Annotated in this window: 22 protein-coding genes; 3 read left to right on the forward strand and 19 right to left on the reverse strand. The window is 68.0% G+C overall.

From position 1 onward, the window contains the following. Nucleotides 1–6 precede the first annotated feature (6 nt). The 17 genes from rnc to DFR41_RS10095 form a co-directional block, all read right to left on the reverse strand. The gene (rnc, locus tag DFR41_RS10015; RefSeq protein ID WP_017758934.1) at nt 7–693 is read right to left on the reverse strand and encodes a ribonuclease III; all 687 of its coding nucleotides are present in this window, start codon (nt 691–693) and stop codon (nt 7–9) included. 55 nt (nt 694–748) lie between these two features. Beyond that, entirely contained in the window at nt 749–1,105 is a 357-nt protein-coding gene (locus DFR41_RS10020; RefSeq protein ID WP_017758935.1) for a DUF4845 domain-containing protein, read from the reverse strand. 63 nt (nt 1,106–1,168) lie between these two features. Then, nucleotides 1,169–2,143 (reverse strand): signal peptidase I, encoded by a 975-nt coding sequence (lepB, locus tag DFR41_RS10025; protein WP_017758936.1) that lies wholly within the window; start codon nt 2,141–2,143, stop codon nt 1,169–1,171. Nucleotides 2,144–2,195: 52 nt separating this feature from the next. After that, the gene (gene lepA, locus DFR41_RS10030; protein ID WP_017758937.1) at nt 2,196–4,007 is read right to left on the reverse strand and encodes a translation elongation factor 4; all 1,812 of its coding nucleotides are present in this window, start codon (nt 4,005–4,007) and stop codon (nt 2,196–2,198) included. 556 nt (nt 4,008–4,563) lie between these two features. Then, nucleotides 4,564–6,033, reverse strand: a complete 1,470-nt coding sequence (locus tag DFR41_RS10035) for a DegQ family serine endoprotease (RefSeq protein ID WP_017758938.1) — start codon at nt 6,031–6,033, stop codon at nt 4,564–4,566. Between the two features lie 129 nt (nt 6,034–6,162). Continuing rightward, nucleotides 6,163–7,113, reverse strand: coding sequence for a MucB/RseB C-terminal domain-containing protein (locus DFR41_RS10040; protein ID WP_017758939.1), 951 nt, complete (start codon nt 7,111–7,113; stop codon nt 6,163–6,165). 158 nt (nt 7,114–7,271) lie between these two features. Further along, entirely contained in the window at nt 7,272–7,898 is a 627-nt protein-coding gene (locus DFR41_RS10045) for a sigma-E factor negative regulatory protein (protein ID WP_043117131.1), read from the reverse strand. Nucleotides 7,899–7,911: 13 nt separating this feature from the next. Beyond that, nucleotides 7,912–8,550, reverse strand: coding sequence for an RNA polymerase sigma factor RpoE (gene rpoE / locus DFR41_RS10050; RefSeq protein WP_017758941.1), 639 nt, complete (start codon nt 8,548–8,550; stop codon nt 7,912–7,914). After that, on the reverse strand, nt 8,547–9,008 hold the full coding sequence (locus tag DFR41_RS10055) for a hypothetical protein (RefSeq protein ID WP_017758942.1): 462 nt from the start codon (nt 9,006–9,008) through the stop codon (nt 8,547–8,549). Before DFR41_RS10055 ends, rpoE begins: the two co-directional genes overlap by 4 nt. A 50-nt stretch (nt 9,009–9,058) precedes the next feature. Continuing rightward, complete coding sequence (fabF, locus tag DFR41_RS10060) at nt 9,059–10,303, reverse strand: beta-ketoacyl-ACP synthase II (protein ID WP_114802592.1); 1,245 nt, start codon at nt 10,301–10,303, stop codon at nt 9,059–9,061. Nucleotides 10,304–10,484: 181 nt separating this feature from the next. Then, nucleotides 10,485–10,724 carry an acyl carrier protein gene (gene acpP / locus DFR41_RS10065; RefSeq protein WP_017758944.1) on the reverse strand — a complete coding sequence of 80 codons (240 nt, stop codon included), beginning with the start codon at nt 10,722–10,724 and terminating at the stop codon, nt 10,485–10,487. Nucleotides 10,725–10,875: 151 nt separating this feature from the next. Next, nucleotides 10,876–11,619, reverse strand: a complete 744-nt coding sequence (fabG, locus tag DFR41_RS10070; protein WP_017760016.1) for a 3-oxoacyl-ACP reductase FabG — start codon at nt 11,617–11,619, stop codon at nt 10,876–10,878. A 30-nt stretch (nt 11,620–11,649) separates the two neighbouring features. Beyond that, entirely contained in the window at nt 11,650–12,597 is a 948-nt protein-coding gene (gene fabD / locus DFR41_RS10075) for an ACP S-malonyltransferase (RefSeq protein ID WP_017760017.1), read from the reverse strand. A gap of 72 nt (nt 12,598–12,669) precedes the next feature. After that, nucleotides 12,670–13,647, reverse strand: a complete 978-nt coding sequence (locus tag DFR41_RS10080; RefSeq protein WP_017760018.1) for a beta-ketoacyl-ACP synthase III — start codon at nt 13,645–13,647, stop codon at nt 12,670–12,672. Beyond that, entirely contained in the window at nt 13,644–14,735 is a 1,092-nt protein-coding gene (gene plsX / locus DFR41_RS10085; protein WP_081682403.1) for a phosphate acyltransferase PlsX, read from the reverse strand. The genes DFR41_RS10080 and plsX overlap by 4 nt, the downstream gene beginning before the upstream one ends. A gap of 60 nt (nt 14,736–14,795) precedes the next feature. Continuing rightward, nucleotides 14,796–14,978 carry a 50S ribosomal protein L32 gene (gene rpmF / locus DFR41_RS10090; protein WP_017760020.1) on the reverse strand — a complete coding sequence of 61 codons (183 nt, stop codon included), beginning with the start codon at nt 14,976–14,978 and terminating at the stop codon, nt 14,796–14,798. Between the two features lie 279 nt (nt 14,979–15,257). After that, a complete protein-coding gene (locus DFR41_RS10095; protein ID WP_017760021.1) occupies nt 15,258–15,824 on the reverse strand; it encodes a YceD family protein in 567 nt (188 codons plus the stop codon). An 82-nt stretch (nt 15,825–15,906) separates the two neighbouring features. Here DFR41_RS10095 and DFR41_RS10100 point away from each other — a divergent pair, with 82 nt between their 5' ends. From DFR41_RS10100 to DFR41_RS10110, 3 genes are read left to right on the forward strand one after another with little or no spacing between them, the layout of a single operon-like run. Further along, on the forward strand, nt 15,907–16,488 hold the full coding sequence (locus DFR41_RS10100) for a Maf family nucleotide pyrophosphatase (RefSeq protein WP_017760022.1): 582 nt from the start codon (nt 15,907–15,909) through the stop codon (nt 16,486–16,488). Beyond that, a complete protein-coding gene (locus DFR41_RS10105; protein WP_114802593.1) occupies nt 16,485–17,291 on the forward strand; it encodes an SAM-dependent methyltransferase in 807 nt (268 codons plus the stop codon). Before DFR41_RS10100 ends, DFR41_RS10105 begins: the two co-directional genes overlap by 4 nt. Then, the gene (locus DFR41_RS10110; protein WP_114802594.1) at nt 17,288–18,466 is read left to right on the forward strand and encodes an MFS transporter; all 1,179 of its coding nucleotides are present in this window, start codon (nt 17,288–17,290) and stop codon (nt 18,464–18,466) included. The genes DFR41_RS10105 and DFR41_RS10110 overlap by 4 nt, the downstream gene beginning before the upstream one ends. Before the next feature lie 24 nt (nt 18,467–18,490). Here DFR41_RS10110 and DFR41_RS10115 read toward each other — a convergent pair whose 3' ends face one another. Together DFR41_RS10115 and DFR41_RS10120 are read right to left on the reverse strand one after the other, a co-directional pair. Beyond that, complete coding sequence (locus DFR41_RS10115; protein WP_017760025.1) at nt 18,491–19,540, reverse strand: S49 family peptidase; 1,050 nt, start codon at nt 19,538–19,540, stop codon at nt 18,491–18,493. A 45-nt stretch (nt 19,541–19,585) separates the two neighbouring features. Further along, nucleotides 19,586–19,957 (reverse strand): Rieske (2Fe-2S) protein, encoded by a 372-nt coding sequence (locus DFR41_RS10120; protein WP_017760026.1) that lies wholly within the window; start codon nt 19,955–19,957, stop codon nt 19,586–19,588. Between the last annotated feature and the right edge of the window lie 105 nt (nt 19,958–20,062).

A 20,062-nucleotide genomic window follows, 5' to 3' on the forward strand; every position in this document is an offset into this window, starting at 1 on the left:
GGAGGTTCAGCGGCCGCGGGTCTTCAGGCGCTGCAGCATGGTGGCGGCCGCCGCCTGCTCGCCGGCCCGTCGGGAGCCGCCGCTGCCGCGCTCGACCAGGCCCAGTTCCGGCACCTCGCACTCGACCTCGAAGGTCTGCTTGTGCGCGGCGCCCAGGGTACCGACGACGCGATAGGCCGGCAGTTTCATTTTGTGGCCCTGCAGCCATTCCTGCAGTTCGGTCTTGGGGTCCTTGGAGGCGGCGCTCATCTGCGGGTCGATGTCGACGCCCGCATACAGGCGCTGGACCAGCGCCTGCGCCGGGCCGAAGCCGGCGTCCAGGTAGACGGCGCCGATCAGCGCCTCGACCGCGTCGGCCAGGATCGACGGCCGGGCCGCGCCGCCCGAGCGGGCCTCGCCCTCGCCCAGCCGCAGCAGGCCGGGCAGTTGCAGGTGCTGCGCGATGCCATGCAGCGTGTCCTGCTTCACGAGGTTGGCGCGCACACGCGACAGGTCACCCTCGGCCTGGCGGGCCAGCCGGGTGTAGAGCAGATGCGAGATGGCCAGGCCCAGCACCGAATCGCCCAGGAATTCCAGGCGCTCGTTGTGCTCGGCCGAATAGCTGCGGTGCGTGAGGGCCCGCTGCAGCAGGCGCTCGTCGGAGAAGGCATGCCCCAGGCGCGCCTGGAGCGCCGCCAGGCTGCTCGGATTCACGTGAAGACTTCCCTGTCGTTGTGGTGCCGCAGCCTGCTGGAACCCGAAGTGGCTCTCAGTCGGTGCGGCCGGAGTATTTCATCAGCAGCCACGCCGGTCCGACCAGATGGATCTGCTTCTCGTAGGCAAAGGAGACCACCACCTTGTCGCCCACCTTCTGCACCTCCAGGTCCTTGCCCGAGATGGCGGTGAAGTCGTCGATGGCCTGGCCCCGGTCGAACAGCGAGCGGACCTCGGGCACGGTGGTGCCGGCCTTGGCGCGCTCCGCCGCCTTCATGATGGCCTGGTACTCGATCAGCGTGGGCACCAGTTGGGCGGCGACCACGCCGACGCAGCCCAGCACGACCACGACGAACAACAGCCCGATGAACGAAATGCCCCGTTGACGGGTTCTGCCTTCGCCTGCCCTCATGAACTTCACTCCTTCGCCGGGATGACCCGCCCTCGTTGCCCGCCGCCACGCTGCGGCGCCTGATCAGTGGAATGGCCCGATCCGCTTGAGGTTGCCGAAGTTCATCCAGACGAAGAAGGCACGGCCCACGACGTTCTGGTCCGGCACGAAACCCCAATAGCGCGAATCGAGGGAGTTGTCGCGGTTGTCGCCCATCATGAAGTAATGACCGGCCGGCACCTTGCAAACAAACCCTTCAACACTGTAACGACAATTTTCACGACTGGGGAAGTCCATGATCTCGGCGTCCGACAGGCCCGCACGGCGGCTGTCGTCGTTGAGGATCCGGTGCTCGACGGCGCCCAGCTTCTCGGAGTACTGCTTCGAGTAGCGCATGGTGTCTTCGTCGAAGTAGTCGGGCAGCGCGTCCTTGCTCACGGGCTGGCCGTTGATGGTCAGCCGCTTGTTCTGGTAGGACACCTCGTCGCCCGGCACGCCGACGACCCGCTTGATGTAGTCCATCGACGGCTGCGGCGGATAGCGGAACACGACCACGTCGCCCCGTGCCAGCGGCGTGCCTTCGGTGATCTTGGTGCCCAGCACCGGCAGGCGCAGGCCGTAGGTGAACTTGTTGACCAGGATGAGGTCGCCGGTCAGCAGCGTCGGCATCATCGAGCCAGACGGGATCTTGAAGGGCTCGGCCACAAAGGAGCGCAGCAGGAAGACGACCAGGATCACGGGGAAGAGGCCCGCCGTCCAGTCGAGCCACCAGGGCTGGGCCAGCAACCGCTCGCGCGTCTTGCCGCCGTCGTCGGTGTCCAGCCGGTCGATGCCCTGGCGCTTGAGTTCCTCGCGGCGCTGGGCCTGCGTGGCCTCGAAGGCCTGCGCAGCCTGGCGCCGGCGCGGCAGGAAGACCAGCCGCTCGGCGAGCCAGTACAGGCCCGTGACGACCGTCGCCAGGAACAGCAGCAGGGCGAAGTTGCCCTCCACCGCGCCGACGTACCAGGCGCCGATGTAGCCGGCGAACGCGGCGAGGATCAGGGAGGTGAGGATGGGCATCGCTTGGAATTGTTCTGGGGGAAGCTGAGTGGCGGCGGACCGTCGGTCGGGCTCAGTCCTCGACCTGCAGGATGGCGAGGAAGGCTTCCTGCGGCACCTCGACCGAGCCGATCTGCTTCATGCGCTTCTTGCCGGCCTTCTGCTTCTCGAGCAGCTTGCGCTTACGGGTGATATCACCGCCGTAACATTTTGCCAGCACGTTCTTGCGCATCGCCTTGACGGTCTCGCGGGCGATGATGTTGGCACCGATGGCGGCCTGGATGGCCACGTCGAACATCTGGCGGCTGATGATCTCGCGCATCTTGGCCACCACCGCGCGGCCGCGGTATTGCGACTGGCTGCGGTGCACGATGATGGACAGTGCATCCACCTTGTCGCCATTGAGCAGGATGTCGACCTTGACCACGTCCGAGGCGCGGTACTCCTTGAACTCGTAGTCCATGGAGGCATAGCCGCGGCTCACCGACTTCAGCTTGTCGAAGAAGTCCAGCACGATCTCGCCCAGCGGCATCTCGTAGGTGAGCATGACCTGGCGGCCGTGGTAGGCCATGTTGATCTGCACGCCGCGCTTCTGGTTGGCCAGCGTCATCACCGGGCCCACGTATTCCTGCGGCATGTACAGGTGCACCGTCACGATGGGCTCGCGGATCTCGGCCATGCGGCCGATGTCGGGCATCTTGGAGGGGTTCTCCACCATGATGACCTCGCCGTCGCTCTTGAGCACCTCGTACACCACGCTCGGCGCGGTGGTGATCAGGTCCTGGTCGAACTCGCGCTCCAGGCGCTCCTGCACGATCTCCATGTGCAACAGCCCCAGGAAGCCGCAGCGGAAGCCGAAGCCCAGCGCCTGCGACACCTCGGGCTCGAAATGCAGAGAAGCGTCGTTGAGCTTGAGCTTCTCCAGCGCGTCGCGGAGCTGGTCGTACTCGCTGGCTTCGGTCGGGTAGAGGCCGGCAAAGACCTGCGGCTGGATCTCCTTGAAGCCCGGCAGCGGCTCGGTCGCCGTGAAGGCGGCGCCGCCGGAGCCCTGCTTGATCAGCGTGACCGTGTCGCCCACCTTGGCCGCCTGCAGCTCCTTGATGCCGGCGATGATGTAACCCACCTCGCCCGCCTCCAGGCTGTTGCGCGGCTCGTTGGCCGGCGTGAACACACCCAGGTTGTCGGCGTTGTAGGTGGCGCCAGTGGCCATCAGCTTGATGCGCTCGCCCTTGGCCAGGCGACCATCGACCACGCGCACCAGCATCACCACGCCCACGTAGGCGTCGAACCAGCTGTCGATGATCATGGCGCGCAACGCGCCATCCGGGTTGCCACGCGGCGCTGGGATCCGGGCGACGACGGCCTCCAGGATCTCGTCCACGCCCATGCCGGTCTTGGCCGAGCAGGGGATGGCGTCACCGGCATCGATGCCGATCACATCCTCGATCTCTTCCTTCGCGCGGCCTGGATCGGCCTGGGGAAGGTCCATCTTGTTGAGCACCGGCAGCACCTCGACACCGAGGTCCAGCGCCGTGTAGCAGTTGGCCACCGTCTGCGCTTCCACACCCTGCGAGGCATCGACCACGAGCAACGCGCCTTCGCAGGCGGACAGCGAACGCGAGACCTCGTACGAGAAGTCGACGTGGCCCGGCGTGTCGATGAGGTTGAGGTTGTAGACCTGCCCATCCTTGGCCTTGTAGTGCAGCGCAGCGGTCTGCGCCTTGATGGTTATCCCACGCTCCTTCTCGATGTCCATGGAGTCGAGCACCTGCGCTTCCATCTCGCGCTCGGCCAGGCCGCCGCACCGCTGGATCAGGCGGTCCGCCAGCGTGGACTTGCCGTGATCGATGTGCGCAATGATCGAGAAGTTTCTGATGTGGTTCATCAACGAGCAGACTTAAGTCTTTGAATTTGCTAGCGCAGCAACGGGAGCGCACAAGAAAAAAGGGCGCGTCCTTGGCAGACGCGCCCTGAACCAACAAGCAATGGCAACTGCAGTAGTTGGAACTTCATTGTAGGCAAAACGGGGGGCGCGTACAGGCCGGCGGACGCCGGGGAAGCCTCGTTGCAGGTCAGCAACAGGAATTTATCAACACCTTATTCACAGGCTGTGTGGGTTGTTTTCTGGACAACTTGTGGGCGATCTGTGGACCGACGGTGCATCGCGACCTTGAATCCCGCATCGTGAACAAGCGATGGCCGCTTATGAAGCAAAACCGCACTGAGGCGGGCGCATTCTACCGAAATGGTTGTTAACGCCTTGGAGCCGCCTAGAACGATCTGCCCTATCGACCTCCAGAGGTTGTTCGCAAATTTTTATCCGAAGCCCTTCGGCAAGGCCGAGCAGGGGCGCCCGAATGGCCCCAAAACCAAGTCATGGATGGGGCCACTCCGAACCGGCCAGCGGCTGCCCCGAGGTGCCGTCGCCCTGGTCGCGGGAGTCAGCGGGCGGGGCGGATCAAGGCGTACTGCGCCCAATCCCCGCGCCGGAACAGCACGCTGACCGCTTTGCTCTTGTCCATCTTGGCCAGCGCAGCATCGAATTCCTTGAGGCTGGCGACTTCCACATTGCCCACCGACAGGATGATGTCGCCCTCGCGCAGACCCGCACGGGCCGCCGCGTCGGTGGCGGATTCGACCCGGACGCCGCCGCGCAGCTTGAGCTCGCGCCGTTGGGCGTCTGTGAGTTCGGCCAACGCCAACCCCAGCGACTTCGCGGCCGCCGAGACGGAAGGCTTGGGCTCTTCCTTGCCCGCGGCCGGCCGGCGCGTCGGCTGGTCGGCCTCCAGCTCGGCCACCGTGATCGAGAGGTCGCGCGTCCCACCACGGCGGAACACGGTCACCGTCGTCTTGGTGCCCGGCTTGGTGTTGCCGACCATGCGCGGCAGGTCGCTCGGCCGCTCGATGTCCCGGCCGTCGTACTTCAGAATGACGTCGCCGGGCTCGATGCCGGCCTTGTCGCCCGGCGAGCCGCTTTCCACGCCGCGCACCAGCGCGCCCTGCGCCTTGGGCAGGCCGATGGATTCCGCCACATCCTTGCTTACCTGGTCGATCTGCACGCCGATGCGTCCGCGCGACACGCGGCCCGTCGCACGCAGCTGGTCGCTGACGCGGATCGCCTCGTCGATCGGGATCGAGAAGGAAATGCCCATGAAGCCGCCGGAGCGCGAATAGATCTGGCTGTTGATGCCCACGACCTCGCCGCGCATGTTGATCAGTGGTCCGCCCGAATTGCCCGGGTTGATGGCCACGTCGGTCTGGATGAAGGGGAGGTATTCGCCGGTGTCGCGCTGCTTGGCGCTGACGATGCCCGCCGTCACGGTGTTCTCCAGACCGAAGGGCGAGCCGATGGCCATCACCCATTCGCCCACGCGCAGGCGGGAGATGTCGCCCACCTTCACCGCCGGCAGGCCCGCGGCATCGATCTTGACCACGGCCACATCGGTGCGCTTGTCCGCGCCGACGATGCGCGCCTTGAACTCGCGCTTGTCGGTGAGCGTGACGATCACTTCGGAGGCGTCCTCGACCACGTGCGCATTGGTCATCACATAGCCATCCGAGGTGAGGATGAAGCCCGAGCCGACGCCGCGGGGTCGCTCTTCCTCCTGGGGCTGCTGCTGGGGCCGGTTCTGCCGTGGCGCATTGGGCAGCGGCTGGCCGAAGAAACGGCGGAAGAACTCCTGCATCTCCTCGTCCATCTCCCCCGAACCGCGGCGCGTGACCCGCTCCACGGTGCGGATGTTGACCACCGACGGACCGACCTGATCGACCAGGTCGGTGAAGTCGGGCAGTGTGCGGGTGGCCTGTGCCGCCTGGGCCACGGCCGGCTGCATCGGCACCAGCAGCGTCAATCCGGACAGGGCGGCGAAGGCCAGCGCCGGAACGCGGCGAGCCAGGGCGGAAGAAGACATGAAACGGTCTCTGTTCGTCATCCTCGGACTTCTTTCAACAACAGGGAGAGCAAGGGAGCAGGCACCACGATAGCCGCTGGGCCGCCCCTCTCGGGAGATGCCCTTGAGAAGGCCCAGGCGGCGAAAGGTTCAGCGGGTGCGCGCGAGCGCGCGGGCAAAGGCGTCCAGCGTGCGCATCGGCACCTCGCCCACGGCAGTGAGCCACCAGTCGCCCGCAGCATCGGGGAGCTTGCGCGAGAGGGTGTAGGTGGCACCCTGGGCCTGGGCCCCCTCCTGGCGCGGCTGGTCGCCATACGGCTCCAGGAACAGCGACACCGTGGCCAGCCCGTCGGAGAAGGTCCACTGCAGGATGCGCTTGCGCGGACCGAAGAAGAAGCGCGGCTCGCCGATGGGACGCAGGTAGCTGCTGACCGGCTTGAAACCGGGGACGGGCTGCGACAGCGTCCAGCCTTCGGCGTCGACATTGACGGACTCGAGCCTGGAGCGCTCGGTCTTCCAGCCCTGGGTGTTGTCCATCATCTCGGCCAGCGCCGGAACGGGCATCGGCTCCTCGAATTGGAGTTCGGAGAAGGCCGACTGCTCCACCACGGCGCCGCGCGCATCGAGAGTCTGCAGCTTCAACACCAGGCCCGAGCGTCGCTCGCACCACACACGGTAGCCGAAGCGCATGGCATCGCGGGCGACGATCTGGACCACATCGGCCTCGATGCCTGCGACACGGCCACGACCGAGCGGACGGGCGTCGTAGAACTCGGTGATGGAGCCCTCGGTCGCCCCCAGGAGATTGGGGAAGACGTCGAGGTTCTCGCGCTGCTCGGTCTTGACCAGCCGCTGGTCCGGCAGGAAGGTACGGACCAGCTCGTTGCGGCGGAAGGTGGACCGCTGCGGCCCCGACAGCGTCTCCACACGCTCGATGCACACCGGGCCGTCGCAGGCGTGCCAGATGCGCGCACTCGACAACGCGCCGGCGCCGGTCGAGACCACGAAGGTGCCCACGTATTCGGTGGTGCGCGCCGCCTCGTGCATGCGGCGCAGCCAGTCGATCGCACCCGAGCCGGTCGGCGCCTGGACAGGCGGCAAGGTGGTCGTCGAAGGCGAGGCATTGCCCGGAGGCGGCGCCGCCTGCGCGCCTGCTGGCGCAGCAGCCAATACCAGCAAGGCAGCAGGAACGGTCGCGACCAGTCGGCGGCGCGAGGCGGGAAAAACGGGCATCGGCAGTGGAATGGCGATCCGGTCGGTCAGCGGGAAGGGGCTTCGAAGGTGGCGTTGCGCAGGAAGCCCGAGGGCATCTGGGAGGCGCCGCCGGCTTCTTGGTGGGCTTCGAGCAACTCGTCGAGCCGCGGGTCGCGCAGCATCACCTCGGGGCGGTTGCCCACCTGGACGAGGCTCTGCTGCTGCGCGGGCGCCGGACTGACGGACGCCAGCGTCGGCGCACCGGCATCCTGCCTCGCCATCTGGGCCCCTCCGGAGGTGCCGCCACCCGACACGAAGCTCCAGCCGACCGCCGCCGCCACGGCCACCGAGGCCACACCGGCCACGAGGCGCCACCGGAACACCGGTTCGTTGGCCGCCTCCGCGCGACGGCTCCATTCGAGCGGGGGCTGCACCACTTCGATGGGCCGCAGCACCGGCGGCTCCTGGGCCATGCGCTGGCGCAGCTTGTCGAGGAAGACATCGCTATCGGTGCAGGCGGTGTGCCGTCCGGTGCGAAGCGCCTCGCCCACGAGGTGGTACATCTGCCAGGAGTCACGCAGTGCGCCGTCGCCGGCCACCTGCTGCACGGCCTGCGCCATTTCATCCGCCGGCATCTCGCCGTCCATCAGCGCCGATACCCGTTCAAGGGTCTGGGTCCTAAGCTCGTTCATGGGGTTCACCTGATCACCAACGTTTGCCCGACTGGTTCTCCAGCAGGGGTTTCACTCGCGCAGAAATCGCCTCGCGGGCCCGGAAGATGCGCGAACGGACGGTACCGATCGGGCAATTCATCGCTTCGGCGATTTCCTCGTAGCTCAACCCCTCGATCTCACGCAAGGTCACGGCCTGGCGCAATTCGGCCGGCAGCGCCTCCATGGCGGCATTCACCGCCGCAGCCACTTCATTGGCCGCGAGCACGGATTCAGGGGTTTCGTCGCTGATTGGTTCGTTTCCGCCGCGGTAAGTTTCATCGTCGTCGTCACTGCTGCGCAGCGCCGCTTCGGACACCGTCGGGTCGCGTTTCATGTCCACCAGCGCCTTCTTGGCGGTGTTCACAGCAATCCGGTACAGCCAGGTGTAGAACTGCGCGTCGCCGCGGAACTGGTGCAGCGCACGATAGGCCCGGATGAAGGTTTCCTGCGCGATGTCTTCGATCAGATCCACATCACGCACCATCCGGCCAATCAGGCGCTCGATCCTTCGCTGGTACTTGATCACCAGGAGTTCGAAGGCCTTGGCGTCGCCGGCCAGGGTGCGCTGGACCAGCAGAAGATCAGCCTCGCCCGGATTGGCAGGCGGTGGCGGCAGCGGAGCGCTCGTCATGCCGGCGCCCCCTGGGAACGGCGCCCTTCGGCGGGCACACCATCGAAAGCAGCCCGGCGCAGGGCCCGCCACCGCAGGGGATCGGCGTCCCGATCCAGCCACATCCAGTGGGTGCGGCCGTCGGTCATCACGCACCGCACCAGCATCAGCGTGCCGAGGTCCATGACCACGGCCAGCGCGCCGCCCGCCTGCGGGTTCAGGCCGCGAAGGTCGGTCATCGACCATTCGGCACCGGTCCAATGCAACACCCCCCGGCCAGTGGTCCGGCGCGCATCCCACGCCAGTGCCACGCCCGCCGCTGCAGCCAGGATCATCGCGACAGTCGCCGCATCGAAGGCGGCGAAATGGAAGCCCCAACCCAAGGCGCAGAGGCCTCCGATGCCCGCGACGGCCCCATGCAGGGCTGCCGCGCGGCGGGAGGCCCCGACCGGAAAACTCACCGCCGGGGCGTGGTGCATGGGAGATTCAGAGGGGCGAAAAGCGACGGGATAAACGCCAAGGGAACGCGTCAGACCCGCTTGAACACCAGCGTGCCGTTGGTGCCGCCGAAGCCGAAGTTGTTCTTCACGGCCACGTCGATCTTCATGTCCCGCGCCGTGTTGGCGCAGTAGTCCAGGTCGCATTCCGGATCCTGGTTGAAGATGTTGATGGTCGGTGGGCTCTTCTGCTCGTGCACCGCCAGCACCGTGAACACCGACTCGATGCCCCCGGCGCCGCCCAGCAGATGGCCCGTCATGGACTTGGTGGAGTTCACCACCATGTTCCGGGCGTGGTCGCCGAAGGCCAGCTTGATGGCGTTGGTTTCGTTCAGGTCGCCCAGCGGCGTGGACGTGCCATGCGCATTCAGGTAATCGACCTGGTCGGCGTTGATGCCGGCGTTGCGCAGGGCGGCCTGCATGCTGCGGCGCGGACCGTCCACGCTGGGCGCAGTCATGTGGTAAGCGTCGGCGCTCATGCCGAAGCCCACGAGCTCGGCATAGATCTTGGCGCCACGGGCCTTGGCATGCTCGTATTCCTCGAGCACCACGACCCCAGCGCCCTCGCCCAGCACGAAGCCGTCGCGGTCCTTGTCCCACGGGCGGGAGGCTGTGGCCGGATCGTCGTTGCGCGTGGAAAGCGCCCGTGCTGCGGCGAAACCGCCGATGCCAAGAGGCGAGACGGTCGACTCGGCGCCGCCGGCCACCATCACATCCGCATCGCCGGCCTGGATCAGGCGCGCCGACAGGCCGATGGCATGCAGGCCGGTGGTACAGGCTGTGACCACCGCGATGTTCGGGCCCGTGAAGCCGTACTTGATCGACAGGTGGCCCGAGATCATGTTGATGATCGAAGCCGGCACGAAGAAGGGCGAGATGCGGCGCGGGCCGCGGTTGGTCAGCTCGGCATGCGTCTCTTCGATCATCGGCAGGCCACCGATGCCCGAGCCGATGTTGCAGCCGATGCGCTCAGCCAGCTCGGGCGACAGCGCCTCGCCGGTGGGCAGACCGCTGTCCTGCACCGCCTGGATCGAGGCGGCCAGTCCGAGATGGATGAAGCGGTCCATGTGGCGCGCCTCCTTCTCGGAGATGTATTGGGTGATGTCGAAACCCTTGACCTGGCCCGCGAAGCGGCACGCCAGGTTGCTGGCATCGAAGCTGGTGACGGTGCTGATGCCCGACTGGCCCGCCACGAGATTGGCCCAGCTCTCGGCCACAGTGTTTCCGACGGGGGAGATGCAACCGAGCCCGGTGACGACGACGCGGCGTTGAGTCATGCCGGCGAACCTTTCTGCAATGGTGGGTCTCCCAGACCTGGGGCGCCGTGCGCCTGGAGCGTCAATGAAAGGACGGTTCCGGGAGGAAATGAAGCCGAAGGCCCGCGAAACGGGAGAGGAGGGAGCCTCGCAAAGCGCCGGTCGTGCAGCGCAGCGGGCAAACGGCTTGGGGCTTGGCCGATCAGGCCTTCTGGTTCTTGACGGCGTAGTCGATGGCGTTCTGCACCGTGGTGATCTTCTCGGCGTCTTCGTCCGGGATCTCGATGCCGAATTCGTCTTCCAGCGCCATCACGAGTTCGACCGTGTCCAGCGAGTCGGCGCCCAAGTCGGCCACGAAGGCCTTTTCGTTGGTCACTTGCGACTCTTCCACGCCGAGCTGCTCGGCGATGATTTTCTTGACACGTGCTTCGATATCGCTCATTTAGGTTCCCTCTGAGGGTGGTAAAGAATCAAGGATTTTAGCCGGGCCGTTCCGGGCGAAGTCCCGGCAAGGGCCTACGGCCGCTCGGAGAGCCACTGTCCAGCCCCTCGCGCAGATTCGTCCGACAGGCGGCTGCGCGGCGGCGGGTGGATTACATGTACATGCCGCCGTTGACGTGCAGTTCCTGGCCCGTCACGTAGCCGGCCTGCGGCGACGCCAGATAGGCCACGGCGTGGGCCACATCGGCCGGCTTGCCCAGATGGCCCAGCGGGATCTGCGCCAGCAGCGCCTGCTGCTGCGCCTCGGGCAGGCTTGCGGTCATGTCGGTCTCGATGAAGCCAGGCGCCACGCAGTTCACCGTGATTGCACGGCTGCCCAGCTCGCGCGCCAAGGCACGGGTCATGCCGGCCACGCCCGCTTTGGCAGCGGCGTAGTTGACCTGCCCCGGATTACCAGAGGCGCCCACCACGCTGGTGATGCTGATGATGCGGCCATAGCGCTGCTTCATCATCGGCCGGATCACCGCCCGCGAGAGGCGGAAGACAGCCTTCAGGTTGGTGTCGATGACGGCATCCCAGTCCTCGTCCTTCAGCCGCATGGCGAGCATGTCGCGGGTGATGCCGGCGTTGTTGACGAGCACATGCAGGCCCCCGTGGGCCTTCACGATGGCGTCGATCATGGCCTCCACGGCCGGGCCGTCGGTGACATTCAGCACTTTGCCTTCACCACCGTGGGGCGACAGCGCTGCGCCGATCTTGGCGGCGCCGTCGGCGCTCGTGCCCGTGCCGATGACCTTGTAGCCGCGCTGGGCGAGTTCCAGCGCGGTGGCTGCGCCGATGCCGCGCGTGGCGCCGGTGACAAGGGCCACCTGGCCCTGGATCGCGGGAGTGTTCATGCGTGTTTCCAGAAAAAGGGAGAGACGGCGTCAGGCGACCAGCTGCCGCGCTTCGCCCAGCGAGGCCGGATCCTGGATGAAGCCGCTGGCCAAACCGGGCGCGATGCGCTTGACCATGCCCGACAGCACCTTGCCCGGACCGGATTCGACGACGGCCTCGACGCCCCGGGCCTGCAGCGCCTGCACGCTCTCGACCCAGCGCACCGGACCTGCCGCCTGGCGCACCAGCGCCTCGCGGATTCGGGCCGGATCGGTTTCGATCGCCACGTCGATGTTGTTGAGCACGGGAATCTGCGGCGCCTTCAGTTCGACCTCCGCGAGGCGGCGCGCCAGGGCCTCGGCCGCCGGCTTCATCAGGCTGGAATGGAAGGGCGCCGACACCGGCAGCGGCAGTGCGCGCTTGGCGCCCTGGCTCTTGAGCAGTTCGCAGGCGCGCTCGACGGCCGCCTTGCTGCCGGCGATCACGGTCTGCATCGGGTCGTTGAAATTGACGGCTTCGACCACTTCACCGGGGGCGCCCATGGCGGCCGTGGCCTCGGCACAGCCGGCCTTCACCTGCTCGGCCGCCATCCCCAGGATGGCGGCCATGGCGCCCGTACCGACCGGCACGGCCTCCTGCATCGCCTGGGCACGGAAGCGGACCAGCGGCGCCGCCTGCGCCAGCGTCAGCACGCCGGCAGCGACCAGCGCGGAATACTCGCCGAGCGAGTGACCGGCCACCACCGACGGTTGAGCGCCGCCTTCGGCCAGCCAGGCGCGCCAAGCGGCGATGCCGGCCACCAGCATCACCGGCTGGGTGTTGGTGGTGAGGGCCAGGATTTCCTTCGGGCCTTCCTTGATCAACAGGCCCACGTCCTGGCCCAGCGCCTCGGACGCCTCGGCGAGGGTCTCGCGCACGGCCGGATGGCCGCCCCAGGCGTCGAGCATGCCCACGGACTGCGAGCCCTGGCCCGGGAAGACGAATGCGAAGTTCTTCATGGTGATTGAGTCTCCATCGGCGCGCATCCTATGGTGGACGCGACGCCCGGCGATCCCGGTGACGGAAGCGCCTTACAGGTTCAGCAGCACGGCGCCCCAGGTGAAGCCGCCGCCCACGCCTTCGAGCATGACCGTGTCTCCGGTACGCACCTGCCCGCCACGCACCGCGGCATCCAGCGCCAGCGGGATCGACGCGGCCGAGGTGTTGCCGTGCTCGTGCACGGTCACGATCACCTTGTCGAGGCCCAGCTTCAGCTTCTTGGCCGTGCCCTGCATGATGCGGATGTTGGCCTGATGCGGGATCAGCCAGTCGATGTCGGCTTCGGTCTTGCCGGCCTTGGCCAGCGTGGCACGCGCGGCCTCTTCGAGCACCCGCACGGCCAGCTTGAAGACGGCCTGCCCGTCCATGTGCAGCAGCGGCGTGCCCAGCACCTGGCCGCCCGACACATGGCCAGGCACGCACAGGATGCCCACGTGCGAACCGTCGGCATGCAGGTCGCTGGCCAGGATGCCGGGGGTGTCGCTGGCCTCCAGCACCACGGCGCCCGCGCCGTCGCCGAACAGCACGCAGGTGGTGCGGTCGTTGAAGTCGAGGATGCGCGAGAACACTTCGGCGCCGACGACCAGCGCGCATTTGGCCGCGCCGGTGCGCACCATGGCATCGGCCACCGTCAGCGCATAGACGAAGCCGCTGCACACAGCCTGCACGTCGAAGGCGGGGCAGCCGGCGATGCCGAGCTTGTGCTGGAGGATGGCGGCCGACGACGGGAATACCATGTCGGGCGTGGACGTGGCCACGATGATCAGGTCCACCTCGGCCGCATTGCGGCCGGCGGCCTCCAGTGCGTGGCGGCAGGCTTCCAGCGCCAGATCGCTGCTGTTGACACCGTCCGCCACGAAGTGGCGGGCATGGATGCCGGTGCGCTCGACGATCCATTCGTTGGAGGTCTCGATGCCGCGACCAGCCAGTTCCTGCGCCAGTTCGTCGTTGCTGACCCGGCGCGGCGGCAGGTAGCTGCCGGTGCCGGTGATGCGGGAATAGAGCGTCATGAGGCTTGGAGTGCCGCGTTGTCGGTGGGCGCCGTCACCTCGGGCCGCGCCAGCAAGGGGGCGGCATGGGCGATGCGAGCGCGGACGCGGTCGAGCAGGTTGTTGCGGGCGGCATCATAAGCGCGATCCAGAGCGTGCCCGAAGGCCAGCTCGTCGGCCGACCCATGGCTCTTGAACACCAGTCCGCGCAGACCCAGCAGCGCTGCGCCGTTGTAGCGGCGGTGGTCCAGCCGCTTCTTGAGGGCCTTGAGCACCGGGTAGGAGACCAGCGCCGCAACCTTGCTCATCAGGCCGCGCGAGTACTCCTGCTTGAGAAAGTCCACGATCATCGACGCCACGCCCTCGGTGGCCTTGAGCGCCACGTTGCCGACGAAACCGTCGCACACCACGATGTCGGTGGTGCCCTTGAAGATGTCGTTGCCCTCCACGTTGCCGTGGAAGTTGAGGTCGCGCGACTCGGCCGCCTGGCGCAGCAGCACGCTGGCGCGCTTGATGACCTCGCTGCCCTTGATGACCTCTTCGCCGACGTTGAGCAGGCCCACCGTGGGCGAATCGTCGCCGCTCATCGACGACACCAGCGCCGAGCCCAGCACCGCGAACTGCAGCAGCGTCTCGGCATCGCAGTCCACGTTGGCGCCCAAGTCGAGCACCGTAGTGGCGCCCCCCTTCATGTTGGGCAGCTGCGTGGCGATGGCAGGCCGATCGATGCCGTCCAGCGTCTTGAGCACATAGCGGGCGATGGCCATCAGCGCGCCGGTGTTGCCGGCGGAGACGGCCGCATGCGCAGCGCCGTCCTTGACCTGCTGGATGGCCACGCGCATCGACGAATCCTTCTTGCGGCGCAATGCCACCTCGACCGGATCGTCCATGCCCACCACCTCGGTGGCGACAACGTGCCGTGCCCGCTCGTGACTGAAGCCGGCCACGGCCGATTCGACGCCAACCAGCACGAGGCGGGCATCAGGATGGTTGTCGAGAAAACGACGGCAAGCCGCGAGCGTGACGCGGGGGCCATGGTCGCCGCCCATGCAATCGACCGCGAGGGTGATCGCCGTGGCAGCAGGAGCGTGCAGATCAGTGCTGGACATCAAAACAAAGGCCCGACGCTACGGGTTCAGTAGCCTCGGGCCTTGGCCTTGAAGGGGCAATCAGGCTTCGTTCTTGGTCTTCAGGACCTTGCGACCACGGTAGAAGCCGTTGGGGCTGATGTGGTGGCGCAGATGGGTTTCGCCCGTGGTGGGCTCGACGGCGATGCCAGGCACGCCCAGCGCATTGTGCGAACGGTGCATGCCGCGCTTGGAAGGCGACTTCTTGTTTTGCTGAACGGCCATGGTTGGCTCCTGCGAATCTGTTGGGGTGGCGGAAAGGCGCGAGACCCTGAGGCAGCGGCGCCAGCGGTCGAACCAGACTGGCAAACCGCGCTGCAACCCGCGAGTGCCCTGCCACAACTCAGTCAGCAATGACTGACCGAAAGGAGCGGAGCACCGGGGGCGGCCCGGACATGCACGAAGCGTTCGTGCATCGTCTGACAGGGCCTGCGGCATGCGCGCGAAGCCAGCGAGTATAGCCCAGCCGATCCCATCTGTGCCAGAGCCGGACTGATGCACCCGTCAATCCTTCGATTCGGGCTTGGCCTTGCGCAGGCCTTCGAGCACGGCGAAGGGATTGGGCTTGTCGCTGCCGGCCGCGTCGAAATCCTCGTCCGCCGCGGAAAAGCGCGGCTGCTCGGGGCAGACCTCATGGCGCGGGGCGACGGGAATATCCATCAGCAGCTCGTCCTCGACCAATGCGCGCAGGTCGAAGTCGGCCGCCAGGGCCAGCACGTCCTCGTCGGCTTCTTCGTCCTCGGCCGCGGCAGTGGCCTCGTCGGCGACGAAGCGGAACCACCGGTCCACCGACAGCACAGTCTGCACAGGGCCCAGGCAGCGTTGGCATACCAGCGACAGTTGCGCCTCGGCCTCGACATGGAGCCAGGGCACGCCAGGGCCGGCGGCGCTGCCGCGCATTTCACCGTGCGCGCTCCAGGCGAGTTCCACAGGTCCTGCATCACCGGTGGCCTGCGCCGCCTCTTCGGTCAGGCGCGCCCATTGCGCGAGCGGGCTGGTTTCGGCCAGGGTGGCGCCGGCCTGGGCAAAGGCCTTCACGTCCAGGCGGGCCGCATCGAATTCCGTCTTCATGGGGCGCAGTCTACGTCCCGCCTCTGGCCGCACGGCATCGCGGCCGACCCGCCGCCCCCGAAGGCTCGCAGAGAATCCGCGCATGCAACGCACCGTCATCCTCGGGTCCACGTCCCGCTACCGCCGCGAAATGCTGTCGCGGCTTCACCTGCCCTTCGATGTCCAGCCGCCCGAGGTGGATGAAACACCCCACCCCGGCGAGACGCCCGCCGCGCTCGCCGCCCGCCTGGCGCTGGCCAAGGCCCGCGCGGTGGCCGAGCGATTTCCCGAGGCGATCGTGATTGGCTCCGACCAGGTCGCGGACCTCGACGGGGAGCCGCTGGGCAAGCCGGGCGACCACGAGCGCGCCACCGTCCAACTGCGCCGGATGAGCGGCCGCACCCTGGTCTTCCAGACCGCGCTGGCCGTGGTCTGCCAGCGCACGGGCTTCGTGCAGCAGGACCTGGCGCCCGTGCGCGTCACCTTCCGCACGCTCAGCGACGCCGCCATCGAACGGTACCTGCGTGCCGAACAGCCCTACGACTGCGCCGGCAGCGCCAAGAGCGAGGGCCTGGGCATCGCGCTGCTCGACGCCATCGACAACGACGATCCGACGGCCCTGGTGGGCCTGCCGCTGATCCGCACCTGCCGCATGCTGCGTGCCGCGGGAGTGGAACTGCTGTGAGCGAGTCCTCCACGCCAGCCCACGCCCTTCCACCCGACGGGCATCCGCGCCCCGGCACGCTCTATCTGGTGCCCGCCCCCCTGGACTTCGGCTGCGAGACCCAGGTGCCGGTCGAGGACAGCCTGCCCGCCGCCACCCTGCGCGCGGCCGCCGGCCTCGGCCACTGGGTCTGCGAGAACGCCAAGAGCGCCCGGGCCCTGCTCAAGCGCATCGACAGCGTGGCGCCGCTCACCGTGCCGATCCAGCAGATGTCGATCCGGGAGCTGCCCCGCGAAGTGCACAAGAAGGGGGACCACGGCGGCGGCTTCGACGCCCGTGGCCTGCTGGTCGATCTGCAGGCCGGGCACGACGTCGGGCTGCTTAGTGAGGCCGGCATGCCCGCCGTGGCCGATCCCGGCTCGTCCGTTGTGCGCGCAGCCCACGACCTGGGCGCGCCGGTGGTGCCGCTGGTCGGGCCCGTGTCCCTGCTGCTGGCTTTGGCGGCGAGCGGGCTGGGCGGCCAGGACTTCGCCTTCACCGGCTACCTGCCGCAGGACGCCGAGGCCCGGCGCCAGCGCATCCGCGACCTGGAGGGCCTGGCCCTCAAGCGCGGCCAGACGCAGATCGTCATCGAGACGCCCTACCGCAACGAGGCCGTGCTCCAGGCCCTGGTGCAGACGCTGCAGCCGAACACGCGCTTGGCCGTGGCCTCGGGACTCACCCTGCCGCAGGCGCAGATCAGCAGCCGCAGCGTGAAGGCCTGGCGAGCCCTGCCCGAGCGGGCCCTGGGCAAGCTGCCGGCAGTCTTCGCGTTCGGCCGATGAGTGCGCCACCGCTGATTCACCCGGTGGCCCGCCTGCCCGCCGCCCGCTGGGCGGCGCGCACGCAGTTCTTCTGCTCCGGCTTCATCTTCGCCACCTGGGGCGTGCACATTCCCACCGTCAAGGCGCACTACGGCATCGACGAGGCGGTGCTGGGCCTCGCGATGCTGGCCGCTGGTGCGGGGGCGCTGCTCGGCCTTGCACGCGCCGGCCGCTGGATCGGCCGCCACGGTGCCAACCGCATCGCCGGCGCAGCCGGCTGCTGCTATGCGCTGCTGCTCGCCCTGCTGCTGGCCATGCCGGGCTATGCCGCCCTGCTCGCGCTGCTGGCCGTGTTCGGCCTGCTCACCAGCGTGTTCGACGTCGCGATCAACACCGAGGCCGCCGCCATCGAACTGGCCGAAGGCGTGCCGCGCATGAGCGGCATGCATGGCATGTTCAGCCTGGGCGGCATGGCAGGCGCCAGCAGTGGCGCCGCGCTGCTCGCGGCCGGCTGGCCGCCCTTCACACACCTGGCGGTCGTCGCCGGGGCGATGGCGCTCGCCATCGGCGTGGCAGCGACGCGCATGCTCCCCGCCTCGCACACGGCCTCAGCAAGCGCGGACGGAGGCGGTGGCCTGCGCGATGCGGGCGGCCCGCTGCTCGTCCTGGGCCTGCTGGCTGCCCTGGGCCTGGTGGCCGAAGGCGCGATGTACGACTGGAGCGTGCTGTACCTGCAGCAGGAACTCGGCAGCCCGCAGCAGCAGGCCGCCCTCGCCTACGCCAGCTTCTCGGCGGCCATGGCCGCGGCGCGCTTTGGCGGCGATGCCTTGAGGGCCCGCGTCCCGTCGACGCGGCTGCTGGCAGGAAGCGCCCTGCTGGCCGCCGCCTCCATGACGGTCGGCCTGCTCACCCATTCGCCCTGGGTGGCGCTGGCCGCCTTCGCAGGCGTCGGACTGGGGTTCGCGAACGTGGTGCCGCTGCTTTTTGCAGCCGCAGCCCGCGTCCCGGGCGTGGAGCCCGCGCGGGGCATCGCGGCCGTCTCTGCGGCCGCCTACCTGGGATTCATGGCGGGACCACCCGTCATCGGCCTCATCGCCGGCGCCAGTTCGCTGACCCACGCCCTCTCGGTGGTGGTGCTGTTCGCGCTGGCACTGGCGATGTCGGCGCCGCTCGCGGCACGCGGCGCCGCCCGCTGAAGAACGGGTGTCGCCGCTGCCGGCTCAGCGCACCGAAGGCGCGGCGCGCAGTGTGGCGTGCACCGCCACGTCGGCAAAGGCCGCACCGAACTTCTTGGCCAGGCGCTCGGCCACGTTGTCGCGGCGGGTGTAGTCGACCACGTCCTCGGCCTGGATCACGTCGCGCGCCACGTAGTCGATGCTGCCAAGCTGGTCGGCCAGGCCCAGGTCCACGGCCTCCTGGCCGGTCCAGAACAGACCGCTGAACAGGCCGGGCGTGTCGAGCTTGAGCCGGTCGCCCCGGCCCTTCTTGACCACGTCGATGAACTGCGCATGGATCTGGTCGAGCATGCGCTGGGCGTGGGCGCGCTGGGCATCGCTCATGGGGCTGAACGGGTCGAGGAACCCCTTGTTCTCGCCAGCGGTGAGCAGCCGGCGCTCGACGCCCAGCTTCTCCATCGTGCCGGTGAAGCCGAACCCGTCCATCAGCACGCCGATGCTGCCGACGAGGCTGGCCTTGTCCACGTAGATCTTGTCGGTGGCGGCGGCGATGTAGTAGGCGGCCGAAGCGCAGCTTTCTTCGACCACGGCGTAGATCGGCTTGCCGTGCTTGGCCCGCAGGCGCTTGATCTCATCGTGGATGATGCCGGCCTGCACCGGGCTACCACCGGGCGAGTTGATCAACAGCACGACACCCTTGGAGCCCGGATCCTCGAGCGCGCTCTTGAGCGAGGCGATGACGAACTCGGCACTGGCGTCGGCGCCGTCGGCGATCTCCCCGCGGATGCTCACCACGGCGGTGTGGGCGGTCGTGGTGGCCGTGCTGGGCGCCGCACGGCTCAGGGCCATCCAGGCCAGCGCAATGAAGAACACCAGCCAGGCGAGGCGCACGAAGGTCTTCCAGCGGCGCGCGGCGCGCTGCTCCTTCAACGAGGCGAAGGCGAGTTTTTCCAAGGTGGCGCGTTCCCAACCGGGCGCAGAGGTCGGATCGTTTTTCACGGAAGTGGGTGCAGGGGCTGCGGATTCGTTCAAGGGCGCGGGCTTGGGCTCGAAAGGCTCGAAGCCGGAGGGTTCCAGGCGGTCGGGAGGACTCATGATGCGGAAGGCCGTCGAGCCGTGATGATCAATGCAGGCTCGGGTTCAGAAGGTGAACGGGCGCAGGTTCCAGGCAGTATGCCAGTGCACCACGCCCTCGATTTCGCTGAGCTCGATGCGCACCAGCCCGCCGCGGCAGGGCCCGCCGGCACAGGCGCCGGTGTCGGGCGCATAGGCCGCGCCATGGGTGGCGCACAGCAGCCAGCGGCCGGTGTCATCGAAGAAGCGTCCCTCCTGGTAGTCCATTTCCATGGCGACATGGGTGCAACGGTTCAGGTAGGCATGCGGCCGACCTTGCCAGCGGATGGCAAAGGCCCGGCAAGTCTGGCCGCCATAGATGACGTCGAATGACACCGCCAGCCCACCATCGGTCAGGTCGGCGCTGCGGCACAGGGGAATGGGGGCGTCGTCGGCCACTTGGGCAGCGTACCAAAGAACGCCCCGGATGCCGTATCGGGGGTTGCCGCGGCGCCACACCGGCCACCGCCCGGCGACACCGGCAAGGTCACCCTGCGCGGCCAG

The sequence above is a fragment of the Pseudacidovorax intermedius genome, assembly GCF_003350475.1.
GTDB lineage: Bacteria > Pseudomonadota > Gammaproteobacteria > Burkholderiales > Burkholderiaceae_C > Xenophilus > Xenophilus intermedius.